An 18,397-nucleotide genomic window follows, 5' to 3' on the forward strand; every position below is an offset into this window, starting at 1 on the left:
CCGCCTCCACCGCCGCACGGTCAGCGCGGGCTCTGCCGCATCTCCCGCGGGCTCACCCCGTAGCGCCGCCGGAAGGCCGTGCTGAGAGCGCTCGCGGAGGAGAAACCGGCGGAATAGGCCAGGTCCGTGATCGACTGGTGCTCGCACTCCGCGCACAGCAACCGGTCCCGCACCAGCCGCAGCCGCTCCTCGCGGATCAGCTCACGGGGCGTGGTCCCCGCCTGCTGCAACGCGAGCTGTATCTGCCGCAGCGACCAGCCGAGGGCACGCGCCACCGTCGTCCCCGTGAGCCCCGGGTCGGCCACGTGGTCGCGCACATAGCGGCGCACCATCGCCTCCACCTCACCCAACTGCCCCGGCACATCGGGGCGGTCGTCCCCGGCGGCCAGCATGCACACCAGCTCCACCACCCGGTCGGAGACGGCGTCGAACTCGGGGTCCGTCAGATGCTCCCGCTCCTCGTGCAGAGCGGTCAGCATCCCGCCCACGATCCGCCCCAGCCCCCGGGTCAGGTCCAGCCCGGCCGACACCGGCGACCGGCAGCCCAGCCGGCCGTTCACCTCACGGGCGGGAACGGTGAGGATGAACGCGTCGACGGCGTCGCTCTGGAGACACTGGAACGGCGAAGCGAAGGAGACCAGCGCCCCGGTGCCCGGCGTCAGCCGCGCCTCCTCGCCGTCCTGCCGCAGCACGATCTCCCCGCCCAGCGGCAGCAGCAGCCGGTAGTCCTCGTCCGGGTCCTGCCGCACCTGGTGCGGGGTCCGGCTGTACTCGATCCGGTCCGAGCGGTACTTGACCAGTTGATACGTGTCGGTGCGCTGCCGGACCGTCCGCCCGCGGAAGTTCTCCGCGCGGGCGTATCTGAAACCCATCCGGGAGTGGTACGTGCCGATGTGCTCGGTCCAGAAGTCGGCCCGCTCCCGCGGCTCCAACTCCTCGGTGTTCAGCGCGTCGACGGCATAGCTTCCCGCGGGCAACGCCACTCCTCCCGTTCATCGATCCCGACGGCTTCCTTGCGATCTCATACGATTCCTGACCGCGAAAGCTTCAACTGGTGCATGATCAAAGACGATTCGGAGTCCGATCGGGCCGTGGACGCACCCTAACGCGGCAAGCGATTGCCGTGCCGTGCGGTCGGTCGATCATGCGGAAGGGAAGGTCACAGGCCCCTTCACACCCCTTGCGCCACTCGTGCGCCCTGTGACAACTTCCCTGCGCGCCACGGGAAGACACGCCGGGGCCGCATCACTAACGTCGGGCGCTCCGTCAACCCGCGTTCACCGTCCGGGACCTGAGGACGTTCCGGGACTTGAGGACGTAAGGACTCGTGGACTTTCATGACCGATCAGATACCCCAGGCGGTGACCTGGGGCCTGGCCGCGGCCCTGCTCGCCACCGCCGTGCTCCTGCTGCGCCAGCACGGGATCACCGCGCGGCAGCGCAGACGGAACGCCGACCTGGTCCGCGAGGTCCGGGCGCGTGAGGAGGAGCTGCGCCATCTGGTCTCGGTCCGGCTGCCCGCGCTCGCCGACCACCCCGGCCAGGACGTCCCCGGCATCGGACCGCGCGACGCCCGGATCGCCGCCACCGAGTACGGCAAACACCTGGAGCGGGTCCTCGCCCTGTTCTCCGTCGCCGTCGACCACGCCCGCTCCCGCGCCGACCGCTCCGCCAAGGCCGCCCTCCAGGCGTCGATGCGCTCCCTCCAGGCCCTCGCCAACGAGCAGCAGATCTCCATCGCCGAGATGCAGGACCGGCACGACGACCCCGACGTCCTGCGCGATCTGCTGGAGGTCGACCACACCAACGCCCAGTTCGGCCGCCGCGCCCAGGCCATCGCCGTCCTGTGCGGATCCTGGCCGGGCCGCCAGCGCGCCACCTCCCCGCTGATCGACGTCGTCCGCGGCGCCACCTCCCGCATTCGCGACTACCGGCGGATCCGGGTCAACGGCCAGGTCGACATCGCGGTCGAGAGCCGCGCCGTGGAACCCGTCGTCCTCGCCCTCGCCGAACTGCTCGACAACGCCGCCCGCCACTCGCAGCCCGACACCACCGTCGAGGTCACCGTGCAGACCGTGCACAACGGCGCCTGCGTCATCGTCGACGACGCCGGCGTCGGCATGGACGCCCAGGCCGTCGAGAGCGCCGGCCGGCTGCTCGACGGAGCCCGGGCCGTGGACGTCACCCGCCTCGGCGACCCGCCCCGGTTCGGCTTCGCCGTCATCGGGGTGCTCGCCCGGCGCTACGGGTTCAGCGTCTCCGTGGACACCCGCTCCCCCTACGGCGGCGTCCGCGCCGTGGCACTCCTGCCGGCCGCGCTGCTCACCCACCTGGAGCCCGCCGCCCCCGAGGCCCCGGCCCGCCCGGCGCCCGCCCCTGAGGACGCCCCCCGCCCGGCGGTCACCGAGGGCACCACCGAGGGCGGCCTCCCCAAACGCCGCCGCCGTACCCCCAGACGGCACGTGGTCCCCGAGCCGGAGTTCTTCGACACCGAGGAGCCGCCCGGCCGGTCACCCGAGGAGAACGCCCGCATCATGGGCGCCTTCGCCCGCGGCACCCGCTTCGGCCGGGCCGCCGGGCGCATCCTCGACGACGACATCCTCGCCCCCGAGCCCTCCACCCCCCACGACAACGAAGGGACCCCCCGCGCATGAGCGAGCCCATGACCAACGAGCTGGGCTGGATGCTCGACGACGTGCTGAAGGTGCCCGAGGCACGGAACGCGATCCTGCTCTCCGCCGACGGCATGCTCCGCGCCCACTCCGCCGGCATCGAACGCGACGACGCCGAACGCCTCGCCGCCGGCCTCTCCGGCCTCCAGTCGATCAGCCGCAGCACCGCCGAGTTCTGCGGCCCGTCCACCAGCCCCTGGCGGCAGACCCTGATCGAGTTCGGGCACGGCTACGTCTTCCTCGTCGCGGCAGGCGAGGGCGCCTACCTCGCCGTCTCCACCGGCGTCGAGGTGGACATGGAGGCCGTCACCTACCGCATGCACAAACTCGTCGACCGGCTCGGCAAGGAGCTGTCCACCCCGGCCAGGCCGGCCACGGGCAGCCGGACATGACGCCCCGCCCCCGGCCCGGCGGGCGCCTGGTGCGGTCGTACGTCGTCACCGACGGCCGCGCCCGCCCCACCCGCAACACCCTGGACCTGATCACCCTGCTGACCGCCGCCGACGACCTGCCGCCGACCGGGCTGACCCCGGAGAAGCGCCGGGTGACGGAGCTGTGCCGGCACGGCGCGCTCTCCCTGGGCGAGGTCGCCGGGCACCTCGCGCTTCCGGTCAGCGTCACCAAGGTGCTGGTCGCCGACCTCATGGACAGCGGCCACATCGTCACCCGCACACCGTCCCCCGGGTTCCGCAACCCCTTCGAGCAGGGGGAACGCCCCTCGGCCGTCCGGCGGTTCGACGCCGGCATCCTCCAGGAGGTCATCGATGGGCTTCGCGCCCGCCTCTGACGACGTGTATCTGCGGCCGACGGTGCGGCGCGCGCTCAAGGTGCTCGTGGTCGGGCACTTCGCGGTCGGCAAGACCACGTTCGTCGGCACGCTCTCCGAGATACGGCCGCTGCGCACCGAGGAGGTCCTGACGCAGGCCGGCGCCCTCGTCGACGATCTCGCCGGCACCCGCGACAAGACCACCACCACGGTCGCGCTGGACTTCGGCCGTCTCACCCTCAACCCGTCCCTGGTCCTCTACCTGTTCGGCACTCCGGGACAGCGGCGCTTCACCCGGCTCTGGGAGGACATGACGAGCGGCGCCCTCGGCGCGCTGGTCCTCGCCGACACCCGACGGCTGTCCGACTCCTTCGAGGTGATGGGCACCCTGGAGGACCTGGGCCTGCCGTACGCCGTCGCCGTCAACGACTTCGACGGCGCCCCGGTGCACGACCTGGCCGAGGTGCGCGAGGCCCTCGACCTGCTGCCCGAGACCCCGCTCGTCCGCTGCGACGCCCGCGATCCGGACTCCTCCACCCGGGCGCTGATCGCGCTCGCCGCGTACCTGCTGAGCCGCGACGCCGAACTGGAGCACGCGTGACCCCCGAGACGCCGCCCGGCCCGCCCCCGGGCTGCCCGGCCCACGAGCCCCTCTACGGCCCCGACTTCGCCGCCGACCCGGCCGCCGCCTACCGGCGGCTGCGCGCACACGGCCCCACCGCACCCGTCGAACTCGCCCCCGGGGTCCGGGCCACCCTCGTCACCTCGTACGACGCCGCCCTGCACGTGCTGCGCAGCACCGAGACCTTCTCCAAGGACCCGCGCCGCTGGAACGACCTCGCCGACGGCACCGTCCCCATGGACAGCCCCGTCGTCCCGATGATGATGTACCGGCCCAACGCCCTGTTCACCGACGGCGAGGAGCACCGGCGGCTGCGGGGCGCCATCACCGACAGCCTCGCCCGTGTGGAGCCGCACACCCTGCGCGGTTACGTCGAGAGCAGCGCCGACACCCTCGTCGACCGGTTCGCGCCCACCGGAAAGGCCGATCTGCTGGGCGAGTACGCGCAGGTCATCCCCCTGCTCGTCTTCAACCACCTCTTCGGCTGCCCCGCCGACCACGGGCTGAGGCTGGTCGAGGGCATGTCCGGGATCTTCGACGGGGTGGACGCCGAGCGGGCCGACGAACTGCTCACCACCACCCTGTTCGACCTGGTCCACCTCAAGCGGCGCACCCCCGGCCCCGATGTCACCTCCTGGCTGCTGGCGCACCCGGCGGCGCTCACCGACGAGGAGATGGTGCACAGCCTCGTCGTGCTCATGGGCGGCGGAACCGAGCCGCAGCAGAACCTGATCGCGGGCGCCCTGCGGCTGCTGCTCTCCGACGACCGCTTCGCGGGCGAGCTGTCCGGCGGCAGCCTGCCTGTCGAGGACGCGCTCGACGAAGTGCTGTGGACCGACCCGCCGATGGCCAACTACGCGGTGCACTACCCGGTCCGGGACGTCGTGTACGAGGGCGCGGCGCTGCGGGCCGGGGACCCCGTGGTGGTGTCGCTGGCCGCCGCGAACACGGATCCCGCGCTGACGGGGGACCGGCGGGCGGGCAACCGGGCCCATCTGGCGTGGAGCGCCGGCCCGCACAACTGTCCCGCGCAGAGCGAGGCCCGGCTGATCGCCTCGGTCGCGGTGGAGAAGCTCCTCGACCGCTTGCCGGACCTCGAACTCGCGGTGCGCGCGGATCAGTTGGAGTGGCGCCCGGGCCCGTTCCACCGGGCGCTCACGGCCCTGCCGGTCACGTTCCCGCCGACCCCGGCGGCGGTGCGGGCAGCGTCGGCGCGCGCCGTCCCGCCGATGCCGCCCGGCCCGCCTGCGGCGGGTGCGGCGACGGAGCGCGGGGGTGCGGGGCGGAGGAACGGGTGGGCGCGGTTGTTGTCCTGGTGGCGGGGGGAGTAGGGGGCGCCTCATAGCTCGGGGGCGCGGGGTGCGTTGGCGTCTGCGGGTCCGTCGTGGCCGGTCGCGCAGTTCCCCGCGCCCCTGAAAAGCGCCCGGGGCTGCGCCCCGTGCTTTTCAGGCCGAAGGGTGGGCCGCAGGCCCACGCCTTCCGGGGGAGGGCGGGCCCGCAGGCCCGTCCCTCCAGGGGCGCGGGGAACTGCGCGACCAGCCCCCACTCACCCTCAGCCGCCCACGCACCCCCCACCCCGCACCTACGAACCGCGCCCGGCCCTCACCCAGCCCGTACAGGCAACCGCCGATGCCCGTTGGAGATGAACGACTCCACGTACCCCAACGCGTCCCCCTCCGCCCCCAACCGCAGCGCCGGGAACCTCTCGAACAGCGCCGGCAGCGCGATGCGGGCCTCCATCCGCCCCAGCGGAGCGCCCACGCAGAAGTGCACCCCGTGCCCGAACGCGAGGTGCTCCTTGTCGACGCGGGTGACGTCGAAGACGCCCGCGTCCTTCCCGTGCCGTTCGGGATCGCGCCCGGCGGCGGCGTACGCCGCGAGGATCGCCTCGCCCTTGCCGATCACCACCCCCTGCGGCCCGCCGAACGCGGCGAGGTCCAGGTCCTCCACCGCGTACCGCAGCGGCAGGCTCGCCACCGGCGCCTCGTACCGCAGGGTCTCCTCCACCACGTCGTCCCAGGTCGCCCGGCCCTCACGGACGTGCGCGAGCTGCTCGGGGTGGGTGAGCAGGGAGTGCACGGCCTGGTCGAGGAGGTTCACCGTGGTCTCGTGACCGGCGCTGATCATCAGCACCAGCGTGTCCAGGAGTTCCTGCTCGCTGAGCCGCGCGTCGTCCTCGTCGCGGGCCGCGATCAGCCCGGTGGTCAGGTCGTCGCCGGGCGTGGCCCGCTTCGCGGCGACGAGTTCGCCGAGGACGCCGTAGAGCCGTTCGTAGGCCGCGGTCATCTCACCGGGGTCGGCGGACGTGTCGAAGAGGCGGTCCACCAACTCCCGCAGTTCCGGCGCCCGCTCCTCGGGCAGCCCGAACAGCTCGCTGATCACCCGGATCGGCAGGGGGTAGCAGAACTCCTCCCGCAGGTCGACGCTTCCGCCGCCGCGCAGCCCGTCCTCGACGTGGTCGAGCAGTTCCTCGGTGATCCTCTCGATGCGGGGCCGCATCGCGGACGTCCGGCGCGCGGTGAACGCCTTGGCGACCAGGGTCCGCAGCCGCTTGTGGTCGCCGCCGTACGCGGTGAACATGTTCTGCACGGCGACCCAGGTGAACAGCGGCCACTCCGGGGTGATCTCACCGGCCGCGAACCGCGGCCAGTGGCGCCGCGCGTCCTTCGACACACGGGGGTCGGTGAGCAGCCGCTTGAGCAGTTCGGGGCTGCTGACCGCCCACGCCTCGACGGCGGGCGGCCCGGGGAGCACCACACGGGTCGCCGGACCGTGCGCGCGGATCCGGTCGGCCTCGCCGTGGACGTCACGGCCGGACGCGTCAATGACTAACGGGCTGGGGTTGCCCATCGGGCCCTCCTGCGGTCGGGAACACTGCCACGGCGCACCGTGGAAACCCGGTCACGCTACGGCTCCGCGGTGTCGCGGGGCGAGTTCACGGGCGACGCGCTGCGTACGCGCACAACTTCCCTGCGCGTTCCCGCAAGTCGGGTGCGGGAGCGGCTCCTAGGATCGGGCCCACCCCCCCCTTGAAGAGCCGGTGAGTGCCATGACTGTCAGCTGGGCCCCGCGCTGGATGTGCTCGTACAGCCCCGAGGTGCGTACGGTGCCCGCCGGGCGCTGGTGGAACGCGGTCCGGGTGCCGGTCGCCCTCGGCGCACCGGCGCTGACGGCCCTCGGGGACGCCACGGGAGCCGTCATCAAGGACGGCTTCGGCGGGATCATGTACTGGCTGGTGCCGCCCGGCGACGGGGCCGACTGGCGGATGGCGGGCGTCCAGGTCCTCGGAGCGGGCTGCCATGTGGCGGTCCCGCCCCTGCGCCGTACCTCGGGCCCCGGCCTCTACTGGCGGGTGCCGCTCTCCCACGACCGCTACTGGACCGACACGGCCCGTCTGGGCGCGGCCCTGACCTCGGCAGCGCAGTTCCCCGCGCCCCTTTAGGGCCTGTCGTCTGGATCACGCCTGGGCCGGCATGGGTGCCGTGGCCCGGAGCCGGCATGATCCAAACGACAGACCCTGGAGACGCGGGGTTCTCGTACCGCGGGTGTCACGCCTCGGCGGGCTGCTCCTGCTGGTGCAGCTTCGCGGCCCGGTCGCGGGCGCGGTCCTTGCGGGTGCGCCGGGGTTCCTGGTCCGGCAGCCACCCGAAGGCGAGCGTGCTGCCGATGGCGCCCATCAGCAGGCCGACGACGAACCCGCCGATGTTGGACGTGAGCCAGGTGCCCAGGGAGAGAAGGATCCCGAGGATGGAGTAGAACAGCCGCTGGGACGGGTTGAAGATGATCAGCAGCCCGCACACGATCATCAGCGAGGGCAGCAGATAACCCGCCAGGCCCTGCATTCCGACCTTGAGGATGACGGGGAGCGGTGCCTTCATGGTCAGCAGGATCTCCGCGCCGCCCAGGAACAGCAGCAGTCCGCCCGCGAAGGGCCGGTGTCCTCTCCACTCCCGGAACGCGCTCACTTCGGGCAGCCCTCGCTCTTGAAGCTCATGTGCAGGTCGGGCAGCTTGAAGACGGCGGCGGTGGCGGCGTAGTTGTGCTGGTACAGGTCGGTGATGGTGACCGAGTCGGCCTGCTGGCCGTAGACACCGGGGGGACCCTGCTGTCCGACCTTGTCGAACGTGCTGGAGTCACGGCCGATCTCGATGTTGTTGAACGAGGCGTCGCCGCTGATGTCGTCGGAGTCGATCGCCAGGTTCTTCACGCTCACCGGCGTGGACTTGTTGCCCGCGGTGAGGACGAGCTGGATGCCGCCGAGGTCGACGCTCTGGCACAGGTTGGTGAGCTTGCCGTTCTTGACGACCGAGGTCACGACGAGCACCTGGCCGCCGGTGTCGCCCTCGTTGGGGCTGTTCTCGATCATGTGGTCCAGCGCGCCGAACTGGGCGAAGCCCTCACCTTCGAGCTTGTCGGCGGTGACGACGAACGGCATGCCGGAGATGGCGAACTGGACGCCCAGGGCGCCCTGCGCGGTGAGGATCATCAGACCGGCGGCGACCGCGGTGGCCGGCACCGCCATCACGGCGGCGCGCTTGAGGCGCACCCGCCCACGTCTGCCGGATGTTTCGGAACCCTCGGGTCTTTCGTTGGTGGACGCCGTGGCGTCCGAGGACGAGGCCATGTGTGCTCCCTGGACCTTTAAGTCATTGCAGATGGGGCTTCGACGGCACGTTGTCCTGGCGCGGACAGCGGTTGCGGCGCACGCCTGAGCACACCTCCCGAGGGTGCAAGGGCTTACTTGCTACGCCGCAGTAGCCAATCCGGAAGTTACCGGTGGTTACATTCAAGGGTCAAGGTGCTTGTGGCAAAAGGATGTTGGTTGTGCCGCCCCTGTGAAAGGTGAACATCTCTCACCTTTGGTTTTGTCCTTCCCCGATCTTCCCCGCCGCATGTCCGGCGGCGTTTCCCGGCACCCAACTTCCTTACGATGCCTTGACGTTGACTCTCGCTCAGGTCTACAACTCTCCCGGGTTTCCCCCAACGGATCCGTGGCGCCGGATCCGACGCGCAGCGCACGTCACCGTCCCGAGCCCCCGTCGCCGACGGGGTGCGGGTGACACGGAAAGCGCTGCGCGGCCCGACGCGGTACCACCCCTCGCCGGTGCCGGGCACGGTCGCCTTCCCCTCCACTGGGCCGTGCCCGGATCCCGGACCCGTCGCTGTCGATCCGTCACGTACGGAGAAGGCGTGTCACGGATCGGCAGCGACCGAACGGCGCCGAGCGGCATCGCCGCGTTCCCCCGCGCGAACGGTGTCCACCCGCGCGCACTCACCCGCAGTTCTCATCCTCCTGAGAAGAGGCACTCCCCATGCGTACGCGATCCCTCCTTGCCCTCGTCGGAAGCACCGCCGCCCTGATGGTCGCGGCCGTCAGCCCCGCCTCCGCCGCCGACACCGTGCTGACCACCGGCGGTCTCGCCGGTGACGCGGTCGCGGTCGGCGACGTCCTCAACGCCACCCTCGCCTCCGGCACGGCCGCCACGTTCCGCTCCAGCGCCACCGGCACGAGCGGCATCTCCTGTGGCCAGTCGGCCTTCACCGCCACCGTCACCGACAACCCGGCGGCGCCCGGCACGGCCACCGAGTCCGTCACCGCGCACACCTTCGGCGGCTGCACCAGCAACGTCTTCGGTGTGACCGGCGTCAACGGCATCACGGTCAACAACCTGCCCTACACGACGACCGTGACCTCGGACGGTGTCGTCACCGTCAGCCCGCAGGCCGGCTCGGTCATCCAGACCACCGTCGTCCTGCGCACCCTGCTGGGCACCATCAACTGCGTGTACCAGGCGCCCAGCATCAGCGGCACGGCCAGCAACACCGACAACAGCATCAACTTCACCGCCCAGCCGTTCACCCGGACCTCGGGCTCGTCGCTGTGCTTCAGCACCGGCTACTTCACCGCGAAGTACTCGCCCGTCACCGACGGCGACCAGGGCGGCGCCACCGTCTTCGTCAACTGACGCCGACCCGCGCACACCCACCCGGTCCGGCCGGCCGAGTACTCACTGACCGGCCGGACCCCCGAGTACTCACCGATCCGGCCGACCGACCGAGTACTCACCGGCCGACACGGCCACCGTCAGCGGCGCCTGCGTCCGCGGAGGAAGAGGGCGGCGCCCGCGGCGAGCACCATCGCCGCGGCGCCCCCCGCCACCAGCGGAACGGAGGTGCCGCTGTCGTCGGTCGTGGAGGCCACGGGGCTGCCGGGCACCTCCGCCCCGCCGTCGGCCGCGACCTCCCCGGCCGCCGAGGACGGCTCGCGGGAGGGAGTGGGCGTGGGGGTGGGCTGCCCGGCCTTCCCGGCCTTCGGCTTCCCGCCCGGCGCGGACTCCCCGGCGGCGTCCGGGGCGTCCGGCGTCCGCTCCGCCCGCTTCCCACCGGCGTCCGGGTCTGCCTTCGCGGCCGCCGGGAACACCACGTCCGAGCACGAGTAATACGTGTCCACCGTGCTCGTGTTCTGCCAGATCGTGTACAGCACATGGTGGCCGGAGCGGTCGGCCGGCAGTTTCGCCGAGAAGCGGTACGAGCCGTCCCGCAGCGGTGGGTCGGTGACCGAGGCGAACGGCTGCTCGGGCAGATCGGCCCAGGTGAGCGGCTTCTTCGGGTCGTATCCCGGCTTCGTCAGGAACAGCTTGAACGTCCCCGTGTGGGGGATCGTCGTCCGGTACGTCAGCTTCAGCGTGCCGCCGGGGGCCAGGCGTGTCGAGGGCCAGTCGGAGCGGGCCAGGTCCAGCCCCCGGTAGGCCGCGAGCCCTCCGCTGCACAGCTTCCCGTCGGGGACGACCTGCCGGTCACGGCCGTTCACCCCGGCGACCCGCAGGTTGTCCCACGCGGTGAAGGGCGCCCCGTTCGCGGCGATCGCCGCCCGGCACGCCGCCGAGTTCGCCCGGGCGCCGCCCGCGGGCGAGCACGCCGACACCCGGCTCACCGGATCGGTCGGCGCGCCGTGCGCGGACGCGGGGGTGACGGCCGCCGCCGTCATGAGCAGGGGGGCCGCCACGAGCAGAGCGGCGGCGCGGTGGGCGGACAAGCGGTACATCCGGTACGTCCGATCCATGGGGTTCGGTGGTGGGTGGTCCACCGAGTCGTACGGGACCGGGCGGGAGCGCGTTCAACGGGACCCGACCCTGTTCGACCGGTCGGATCCAGCCATCCGTGGAGCTCCCGACATCGCCTCGGCAAACCCGGCGAAGCGGCATATCCGCCCCGACTGCCCTGCGGGATAGGGGAGTTCCTCAGGGGGGTCGAGGGTTTTCCCCGTATCCCCATGACCAGTGCTTTGCCTACTGTGCTGCCACAGCTGAACCACAGGTAACCCCTGGTGAACAGCTTGCGCCTGGCCGGCCTCTGCGCCACACCCCCTTTCTGGACCCCCCGCCGCTTCGACGAAGAAGCGACACGCTGCCGCTCCTCCCCTGACATGAGCAGGCCACGAAAGGCGAAGCCCTTGCGTACCTCCACCCCACGCACCACCGGACGGAAGCTCATATCCGTCGCCGCGGTCTCCGTCGCCCTGGTGGCCGGCATGACCACCTCCGTCGCCGTCGCCCAGGCCCCCTCCGCCAAGGCCGACACCGCCCCGGCCCTCGCCGGAGCCACCGAGGCCGCCCCCGGCACCGTCGCCGAGCGCCTGATCGTCGGCTACAAGTCCGGTGCGGCCGAGGCCACGTCGAACAAGGCCGCCTCCGCCGACGCCGAGGCCAAGGGCAAGGAAGCCGGCGAGAACCTCGACTTCCAGCGCCGCCTCGGCACGGGTGCCGCCCTCGTCGACCTGGGCGAGGACCTCACCCGGACGGACGTCGCCGACGTCATCGCCGAGTACCGGTCCGACCCGCAGGTCGCCTATGTCGTCCCCGACCGCCTGAACAAGCCCAAGGCGGACCCGAACGACACCGAGTACGGCAAGCAGTGGGACCTCTTCGAGTCCACGGCGGGCATGCGCGTGCCGGGCGCCTGGGACGTCACCACCGGCACCGGTGTGACCGTCGCCGTCATCGACACCGGCTACGTCGCCCACTCCGACCTCGCCGCGAACATCGTCGGCGGCTACGACTTCATCGCCGACACGGCGGTCTCCGTGGACGGCGACGGCCGCGACAGCAACCCGGCCGACCCGGGCGACTGGTACAACGCCAACGAGTGCGGTTCCGGCATTGCCGCCAGTACTTCCTCGTGGCACGGCACGCACGTCGCGGGCACCATCGCCGCCGCCACCAACAACGGCAAGGGCATCGCCGGCATCGCGTACGGCGCGAAGATCTCCCCGATCCGCGTCCTCGGCAAGTGCGGTGGCTACGACTCGGACATCATCGACGCCATCACCTGGGCCTCCGGCGGCACCGTCTCCGGCGTCCCGGCCAACACCAACGTCGCCAAGGTCATCAACATGAGCCTCGGTGGCGACGGCGCCTGCACCACGGCGACCCAGAGCGCCATCACCGCCGCCGTGAACCGCGGCACGACCGTCGTCGTGGCCGCCGGCAACGAGAACGACAACGTGGCGAACCACTCGCCCGGCAACTGCAACAACGTCATCTCGGTCGCGGCGACCAACCGCACGGGCGCCAAGGCCTCGTACTCCAACTTCGGTTCCCTCGTGGACATCTCGGCGCCCGGCGGCCAGACCAGCACCGGCACCGCCAACGGCATCCTGTCCACGCTGAACGCGGGCACGAAGACGCCCACCTCGGAGTCGTACGCCTACTACCAGGGCACCAGCATGGCCACCCCGCACATCGCGGGCCTCGCCGCGCTGCTGAAGTCGGCGAACTCCTCGCTGACCCCGGCCCAGATCGAGTCCGCGATCAAGGCCAACGCCCGCGCTCTGCCCGGCTCCTGCTCCGGCGGCTGCGGCGCGGGTCTGGCCGACGCGGCCAAGACGGTGCAGGCGGTGTCCGGAGGCTCCGGCGGGGGCTCCACGGGGGGCACCACCTTCACCAACACCACCGCCGTCTCCATTCCGGACAACGGCTCGGCGATCGAGTCCTCGATCTCCGTCACCGGGCGCAGCGGCAACGCGCCCTCCACCCTCCAGGTCGGTGTGGACATCACCCACACCTACCGCGGTGACCTGGTCCTGGACCTGGTGGCCCCGGACGGTTCGACCTACCGTCTGAAGGCCTCCAGCTCCTCGGACTCCGCCGACAACGTGAACACCACCTACACGGTGAACGCGTCCAGCGAGGTCGCCAACGGCACCTGGAAGCTGCGTGTCCAGGACGTGGCGTCCTCCGACACCGGCCGGCTCAACAGCTGGAAGCTGACCTTCTGACGTCAGCCCCACCGACCGCCACCCCCCACTGCCGGCGGCCGACCGATGCGAGCGGGCATCGGTCGGCCGCCGGCCCTTTTCCGGCGTGCCGTCGGCGGGCCGTTAGCGTAGGCGCATGTCGACGAAGAAGACCGAGAAGCCCGACGGCACCCACCCGGAGCAGACCGAGGGGGCCCCCTCGCGGAGGTTCGACGGGACCCGGCCGGAGCGGACCGGCGAGGGCCCGGCACCGGTCGCGGCGGTGTGCCCCGGCTGCGGCGGGTCCGGCCCTTCGGTGCGCACGGTCGCCGAGACCTGCGCCGACCCTGAGTCCCGGACCGCGGGACTGACCGACCGGCTGGCGCGCTCCCCGGGGGTACCGTCCCGCTTCGACACCGTCCTGCACTTCATCGAGGGCATGATCCTCGTCGCCATGGGCGCCTATCTCGCCCGCAGCGGCCTCCAGAACGACAAGCCCGTCCACACGATCGCCGGTTCCCTGCTCGCCGTCGCGCTGTTCGTCGGCACCCTCGCCGTGGTCCGGGGCGAGCTGCGCGAGCGGAAAGCCGTCACGCGGGGAGAGCCCCGCGCCGAAGTCCTCTGGCGGCCCGCCCACCACTGCTCCGCCTGCGGCGCCGTCTTCTACCCGGCGGGCACCCCGTGGCAGGGCGCCCTGACCCCCGAGCAGTTCCAGAAGTACGTGTGGACCGAGGCAGGTTACGGCCGGCAGCTCGACAAGAAGGTCAAGGACGTCGCCCTGCCGTCCGCGGCGCCCACCGGCCCCGGAGGGACCCACGACCATGCCTGACGCCTCCCTGATCCACGGCACCGACCCGGCCTCCTTCGCGCACGCCGTCCTCGCCGAACGGCACCCCGCCCTCATCCGCAAGGTCCTCGACGCCACCCCCTACGGCCCCGAGCAGCGCCACGCCCTCGCGGCCCTGCTGCGCGACGCGACCGAGGGCGTCCTCGCACCCCCGGACGACGACCCCTGGTGGGACACCTGGGACGTACGCCGCCACGCCGGCCGGTCCTGGTTCGACCTGCCGTTCCTCGTCGCCGAGAGCTGCTTCTACCGCCGGCTCCTGCACGCCGTCGGCTTCTTCGGCCCCGGCCCCTGGCAGGGCGTCGACCCGTTCCGCCCCTTCAAGCTCGCGGAGCTGGACACCCCCGAGGCGGCGGCCGAACTCACCGCCGCCGACGCCCTCGCCGAACGGCCCCCGCGCGAACGGCTGTCCGCCCTGCTGCACGGCTCGCTCTGGGGCAACCGGGCCGACCTCGGTTTCCGCATCCAGACCGCCGAGTCCGCGGCGGACTCCCGGCTGCTCGCGGACGACAGCGAGGAACTGCTGTCCCTGCTGTCCGGCGGCAAAACGCTCTGCCTGGTCGCCGACAACGCGGGCCGCGAACTGATCCCCGACCTCCTCCTCGTCGACGACCTCCTCGCCCGGGGCAGCGTCGAGCGCGCCCTGCTGCATCTGAAGCCGTACCCGTACTTCGTCTCGGACGCCACCACCGCCGACGCCCTCGACGCCGTACGCCACCTCGTCGCCGCGGAGAACGCCGCCGGGCGACGGCTGTGGTCCGCCCTCACCGACGGCCGGCTCGTGCTGCGGGCCCACCCCTTCTCCTGCGCCCCGCTGCCGTACGCGGACATGCCGGACGACCTGCGCGAGGAGTTCGCCTCCGCCGACCTCACCCTTTTCAAGGGCGACCTCAACTACCGGCGCCTGGTGGGCGACCGGCTCTGGCCGCCGACCACGTCCTTCGCCTCGGTCACCGCGTACTTCCCCGGTCCGGTGGCGGCCCTGCGCACCCTCAAGTCCGACGTGATCGTGGGCCTGGACGCCGCCACCGAGGCCGCGCTGGTGGCCGCGGAGGGGCAGCGGTGGCGCACCGGCGGAGCCCACGCGGTGATCCAGGTGAACGCCGGTACGAACTGAGAGATCCGGGCGCCGCGACGAAAGCGCCCGGGATTCACGCGATGGTGTGATCATGTTCCGCCGCCCGGATGCCGGGTGGGGGCCACGGGTAGGGCCCGGCCATGACGCAGCCGTTCCAACTCCCGCACTTCTATCTGCCGTACCCCGCGCGGCTGAACCCCCACCTCGACGAGGCCCGTGCCCACACCAGCGCGTGGGCGCGGGAGATGGGCATGCTGGAGGGCTCCGGCGTCTGGGAACAGGCGGACCTCGACGCGCACGACTACGGGTTGCTGTGCGCGTACACGCACCCCGACTGCGACGGCCCGGCACTCTCGCTCATCACCGACTGGTACGTGTGGGTGTTCTTCTTCGACGACCACTTCCTGGAACTCTTCAAGCGCTCCCAGGACCGCGCCGGCGGCAAGGCCCACCTCGACCGGCTCCCGCTGTTCATGCCGCTGGACCTGGCCACCCCCGTCCCCGAGCCGCGGAACCCGGTGGAGGCCGGGCTCGCCGACCTCTGGGCGCGCACGGTGCCGGCGATGTCGATGGACTGGCGCCGTCGCTTCGCCGTGGCGACCGAGCATCTGCTCAACGAGTCGCTGTGGGAGCTGTCCAACATCAACGAGGGGCGGATCGCCAACCCCGTCGAGTACATCGAGATGCGCCGGAAGGTCGGCGGCGCCCCCTGGTCCGCCGGTCTCGTCGAGTACGCGACCGCGGAGGTGCCCGCCGCGGTCGCCGGGTCGAGGCCCCTGCGGGTCCTGATGGAGACGTTCTCGGACGCCGTCCACCTGCGCAACGACCTGTTCTCCTACCAGCGGGAGGTCGAGGACGAGGGGGAGAACAGCAACGGCGTGCTCGTCCTGGAGACGTTCTTCGGCTGCGACACGCAGCAGGCCGCCGAGACCGTCAACGACATCCTCACCTCACGGCTGCACCAGTTCGAGGACACCGCGCTCACCGAGGTCCCCGCGCTGGCCCTGGAGAAGGGACTCACCCCGCCCGAGGTCGCCGCCGTCGCCGCGTACACCAAGGGCCTCCAGGACTGGCAGGCCGGCGGCCACGAGTGGCACATGCGGTCCAGCCGCTACATGAACGACGGGGCGACCTCCTCGCGCGGCCCGCTCGACCTCGGCGGCGCGCTCCTGTCCGGCCCGGCCCTGGTCAGCGGGGCGGGGTTCGGCACGTCCGCCGCCGACGTGGGGGCGCTGTTCGCCTCCGCCGCCGCCGAACGGCTGCGCACCCGCGCGCACCTGCCGTACCAGAAGGTCGGACCCTCCCTGATCCCCGACTTCCACATGCCGTTCCAGGTGGAGCTGTGCCCGCACCTGGACGCCGCCCGCCCGCGCCTGACGGCCTGGTCGCACGCGGTGGGCATCCTGAGCGAGGGCGTCTGGGACGAGGAGCGGCTGGCCGCCGCCGACCTGCCCCTGTGCGCGGCCGGCCTCGACCCGGACGCCACCCCCGAGGAACTGGACCTCAGCTCCCAGTGGCTGGCCTGGGGCACCTACGGCGACGACTACTACCCCCTCGTCTTCGGCCACCGCCGCGATGTGGCCGCCGCGCGCCTCACGACCGCCCGGCTCTCCGACTGCATGCCCGTCGAGGGGGAGGCGGTGCCCGTCCCGATGAACGGGATGGAACGGGGCCTGATCGACCTGTGGGCGCGGACCACCGCGGAGATGACCCCCGACGAGCGGCGCACCCTGAAGGCGTCCGTCGACGTCATGACCGAGAGCTGGGTGTGGGAGGTGTTCAACCAGCTCCAGAACCGGGTCCCCGACCCGGTCGACTACCTGGAGATGCGGCGCGCCACCTTCGGCTCCGACCTCACCCTGAGCATGTGCCGGATGGGCCACGGCCCGCAGATCCCGCCCGAGGTCTACCGCAGCGGCCCCGTCCGCTCCCTGGAGAACGCGGCCATCGACTACGGGTGCCTCATCAACGACGTGTTCTCGTACCAGAAGGAGATCGAGTACGAGGGCGAGGTCCACAACGCGATCCTCGTCGTGCAGAACTTCTTCGGCTGCGACTACCCGACCGCGCTGGGCGTGGTCCACGACCTGATGACCCAGCGCATGCGGCAGTTCGAGCATGTCGTCGCCCATGAACTCCCCGTCGTCTACGACGACTTCGAGCTGTCGCGGGAGGCGCGCGACATCATGGACGGCTATGTGGACGACCTGCGGAACTGGCTCGCCGGCATCCTGAACTGGCACCGGCAGGTCGACCGCTACAAGCCCGCCTTCCTGGCCCGCCGCGCCCACGGCTTCGTCCCCGGCCGGGCCCCGGCCCCGCCGTTCGCCCCGGCCCCGGTCGGCTGACGCCCCGCACGGCTCACACCGGCAGGTGTGCCGCCCGGGCCGCGTGATCGACCGCGGCCCGGGCCAGCCCGCGCACGAACGGGTGCGGGCGGCTGCCGTCGCCGGAAAGCTCGGGCTGGAAGAGGGTGGCCAGGAAGAAGGGGTGGCCCGGCAGTTCGACGATCCGGACCTGGCCGTCCTCGTCGTGCCCGGAGAAGCGCAGCCCGTGCGCCCGCAGGGTGTCGAGGTGCGCGGAGGGGCCGTACCGGCAGGAGTACCGCTCGACGCTCCGCTCGGCGCCCAGCACGGACTGCGCGAGCGAACCGGGCTCGACGCGCACGGCCGCCTCGTGGCCGGCCAGGGAGCAGGCGAGCGGCTCGATCAGGAAGTCCTCGGCGTCGGGGTCGTTCTCGGCGTGCGCGACCCCGGTGAGCCCGCACACCGTGCGCGCGTACTCCAGCAGCGCGTGCTGGAAGCCGCCGCAGGTGCCGAGGAACGGGATGCCCTCCTCACGGGCCGTGCGGATCGCGGACAGCACGCCCGCCTCGCTGCGGTAGGGGCTGCCGGGCACCACCCACACCGCGTCGAAGCCGCGCACGACCGCCGGGTCCGCCGCGGCGTCCTCGGAGTGGATCCAGTAGGCGTCCACGACGAGCCGGTCCCGCTCCGCGAGGGAGTCGAGGAACCGCGGGATCCGGATGTGCGACACCACGTCGGGGGAGCGGTCGCCGACCAGGGCGAGCCGGGCGGAACGGGAAGCGGAGGAGGCGGCCTGCGCCGGGCTGTTCGTCATGTCCGCCATCCTCGGCGCGGGCCCGCGTTCACGTCCAACGATGATTTCCGGACCCGC

General features: G+C 72.1%; 17 protein-coding genes. 11 read left to right on the forward strand and 6 right to left on the reverse strand.

Annotation, left to right across the window (positions count from 1 at the left end; genetic code table 11):
• Positions 1-20: 20 nt before the first annotated feature.
• Positions 21-977, reverse strand: a complete 957-nt coding sequence (locus SMA5143A_RS01535; RefSeq protein WP_107461028.1) for an AraC family transcriptional regulator — start codon at positions 975-977, stop codon at positions 21-23.
• Between the two features lie 360 nt (positions 978-1,337).
• On the opposite strand from SMA5143A_RS01535, the gene SMA5143A_RS01540 reads away from it, so the two are divergent.
• From SMA5143A_RS01540 to SMA5143A_RS01560, 5 genes are read left to right on the forward strand one after another with little or no spacing between them, the layout of a single operon-like run.
• On the forward strand, positions 1,338-2,654 hold the full coding sequence (locus tag SMA5143A_RS01540) for an ATP-binding protein (RefSeq protein ID WP_107460995.1): 1,317 nt from the start codon (positions 1,338-1,340) through the stop codon (positions 2,652-2,654).
• Positions 2,651-3,064 carry a roadblock/LC7 domain-containing protein gene (locus SMA5143A_RS01545; RefSeq protein WP_107460996.1) on the forward strand — a complete coding sequence of 138 codons (414 nt, stop codon included), beginning with the start codon at positions 2,651-2,653 and terminating at the stop codon, positions 3,062-3,064. Before SMA5143A_RS01540 ends, SMA5143A_RS01545 begins: the two co-directional genes overlap by 4 nt.
• Positions 3,061-3,459, forward strand: coding sequence for a DUF742 domain-containing protein (locus tag SMA5143A_RS01550; RefSeq protein ID WP_107460997.1), 399 nt, complete (start codon positions 3,061-3,063; stop codon positions 3,457-3,459). The genes SMA5143A_RS01545 and SMA5143A_RS01550 overlap by 4 nt, the downstream gene beginning before the upstream one ends.
• Positions 3,437-4,039: a GTP-binding protein gene (locus SMA5143A_RS01555; protein ID WP_107460998.1), complete on the forward strand. Its 603-nt coding sequence runs from the start codon at positions 3,437-3,439 to the stop codon at positions 4,037-4,039. Before SMA5143A_RS01550 ends, SMA5143A_RS01555 begins: the two co-directional genes overlap by 23 nt.
• The gene (locus tag SMA5143A_RS01560; RefSeq protein WP_107460999.1) at positions 4,036-5,391 is read left to right on the forward strand and encodes a cytochrome P450; all 1,356 of its coding nucleotides are present in this window, start codon (positions 4,036-4,038) and stop codon (positions 5,389-5,391) included. The genes SMA5143A_RS01555 and SMA5143A_RS01560 overlap by 4 nt, the downstream gene beginning before the upstream one ends.
• Positions 5,392-5,662: 271 nt before the next feature.
• Here the strand turns inward: SMA5143A_RS01560 and SMA5143A_RS01570 are convergent, their stop codons facing one another.
• On the reverse strand, positions 5,663-6,910 hold the full coding sequence (locus SMA5143A_RS01570) for a cytochrome P450 family protein (RefSeq protein WP_107461001.1): 1,248 nt from the start codon (positions 6,908-6,910) through the stop codon (positions 5,663-5,665).
• A 199-nt stretch (positions 6,911-7,109) separates the two neighbouring features.
• On the opposite strand from SMA5143A_RS01570, the gene SMA5143A_RS01575 reads away from it, so the two are divergent.
• The gene (locus tag SMA5143A_RS01575) at positions 7,110-7,502 is read left to right on the forward strand and encodes a hypothetical protein (RefSeq protein WP_107461002.1); all 393 of its coding nucleotides are present in this window, start codon (positions 7,110-7,112) and stop codon (positions 7,500-7,502) included.
• Between the two features lie 106 nt (positions 7,503-7,608).
• On the opposite strand, the gene SMA5143A_RS01580 is transcribed toward SMA5143A_RS01575, so the two are convergent.
• On the reverse strand, positions 7,609-8,025 hold the full coding sequence (locus tag SMA5143A_RS01580; RefSeq protein ID WP_107461003.1) for a DUF6114 domain-containing protein: 417 nt from the start codon (positions 8,023-8,025) through the stop codon (positions 7,609-7,611).
• Positions 8,022-8,684 carry a DUF6230 family protein gene (locus tag SMA5143A_RS01585; protein ID WP_107461004.1) on the reverse strand — a complete coding sequence of 221 codons (663 nt, stop codon included), beginning with the start codon at positions 8,682-8,684 and terminating at the stop codon, positions 8,022-8,024. The genes SMA5143A_RS01580 and SMA5143A_RS01585 overlap by 4 nt, the downstream gene beginning before the upstream one ends.
• Before the next feature lie 688 nt (positions 8,685-9,372).
• Between SMA5143A_RS01585 and SMA5143A_RS01590 the strand changes: the two genes are divergently transcribed.
• Entirely contained in the window at positions 9,373-10,026 is a 654-nt protein-coding gene (locus SMA5143A_RS01590; RefSeq protein ID WP_107461005.1) for a Tat pathway signal sequence domain protein, read from the forward strand.
• 119 nt (positions 10,027-10,145) lie between these two features.
• On the opposite strand, the gene SMA5143A_RS01595 is transcribed toward SMA5143A_RS01590, so the two are convergent.
• Positions 10,146-11,123, reverse strand: coding sequence for a lytic polysaccharide monooxygenase auxiliary activity family 9 protein (locus SMA5143A_RS01595; protein WP_258193213.1), 978 nt, complete (start codon positions 11,121-11,123; stop codon positions 10,146-10,148).
• A gap of 390 nt (positions 11,124-11,513) precedes the next feature.
• Here SMA5143A_RS01595 and SMA5143A_RS01600 point away from each other — a divergent pair, with 390 nt between their 5' ends.
• The 4 genes from SMA5143A_RS01600 (at position 11,514) to cyc2 (ending at position 17,568) form a co-directional block, all read left to right on the forward strand.
• Positions 11,514-13,337, forward strand: coding sequence for a S8 family peptidase (locus SMA5143A_RS01600; protein WP_107461006.1), 1,824 nt, complete (start codon positions 11,514-11,516; stop codon positions 13,335-13,337).
• 115 nt (positions 13,338-13,452) lie between these two features.
• Positions 13,453-14,124, forward strand: a complete 672-nt coding sequence (locus SMA5143A_RS01605; RefSeq protein WP_258193214.1) for a hypothetical protein — start codon at positions 13,453-13,455, stop codon at positions 14,122-14,124.
• Positions 14,117-15,259, forward strand: a complete 1,143-nt coding sequence (locus SMA5143A_RS01610) for a damage-control phosphatase ARMT1 family protein (protein WP_107461007.1) — start codon at positions 14,117-14,119, stop codon at positions 15,257-15,259. The genes SMA5143A_RS01605 and SMA5143A_RS01610 overlap by 8 nt, the downstream gene beginning before the upstream one ends.
• 101 nt (positions 15,260-15,360) lie before the next feature.
• Entirely contained in the window at positions 15,361-17,568 is a 2,208-nt protein-coding gene (gene cyc2 / locus SMA5143A_RS01615; protein ID WP_107461008.1) for a germacradienol/geosmin synthase Cyc2, read from the forward strand.
• 13 nt (positions 17,569-17,581) lie between these two features.
• Here cyc2 and SMA5143A_RS01620 read toward each other — a convergent pair whose 3' ends face one another.
• Positions 17,582-18,340, reverse strand: coding sequence for a CTP synthase C-terminal region-related (seleno)protein (locus SMA5143A_RS01620; protein ID WP_107461009.1), 759 nt, complete (start codon positions 18,338-18,340; stop codon positions 17,582-17,584).
• Between the last annotated feature and the right edge of the window lie 57 nt (positions 18,341-18,397).

This window comes from Streptomyces sp. MA5143a, from assembly GCF_900290235.1.
GTDB lineage: Bacteria > Actinomycetota > Actinomycetes > Streptomycetales > Streptomycetaceae > Streptomyces.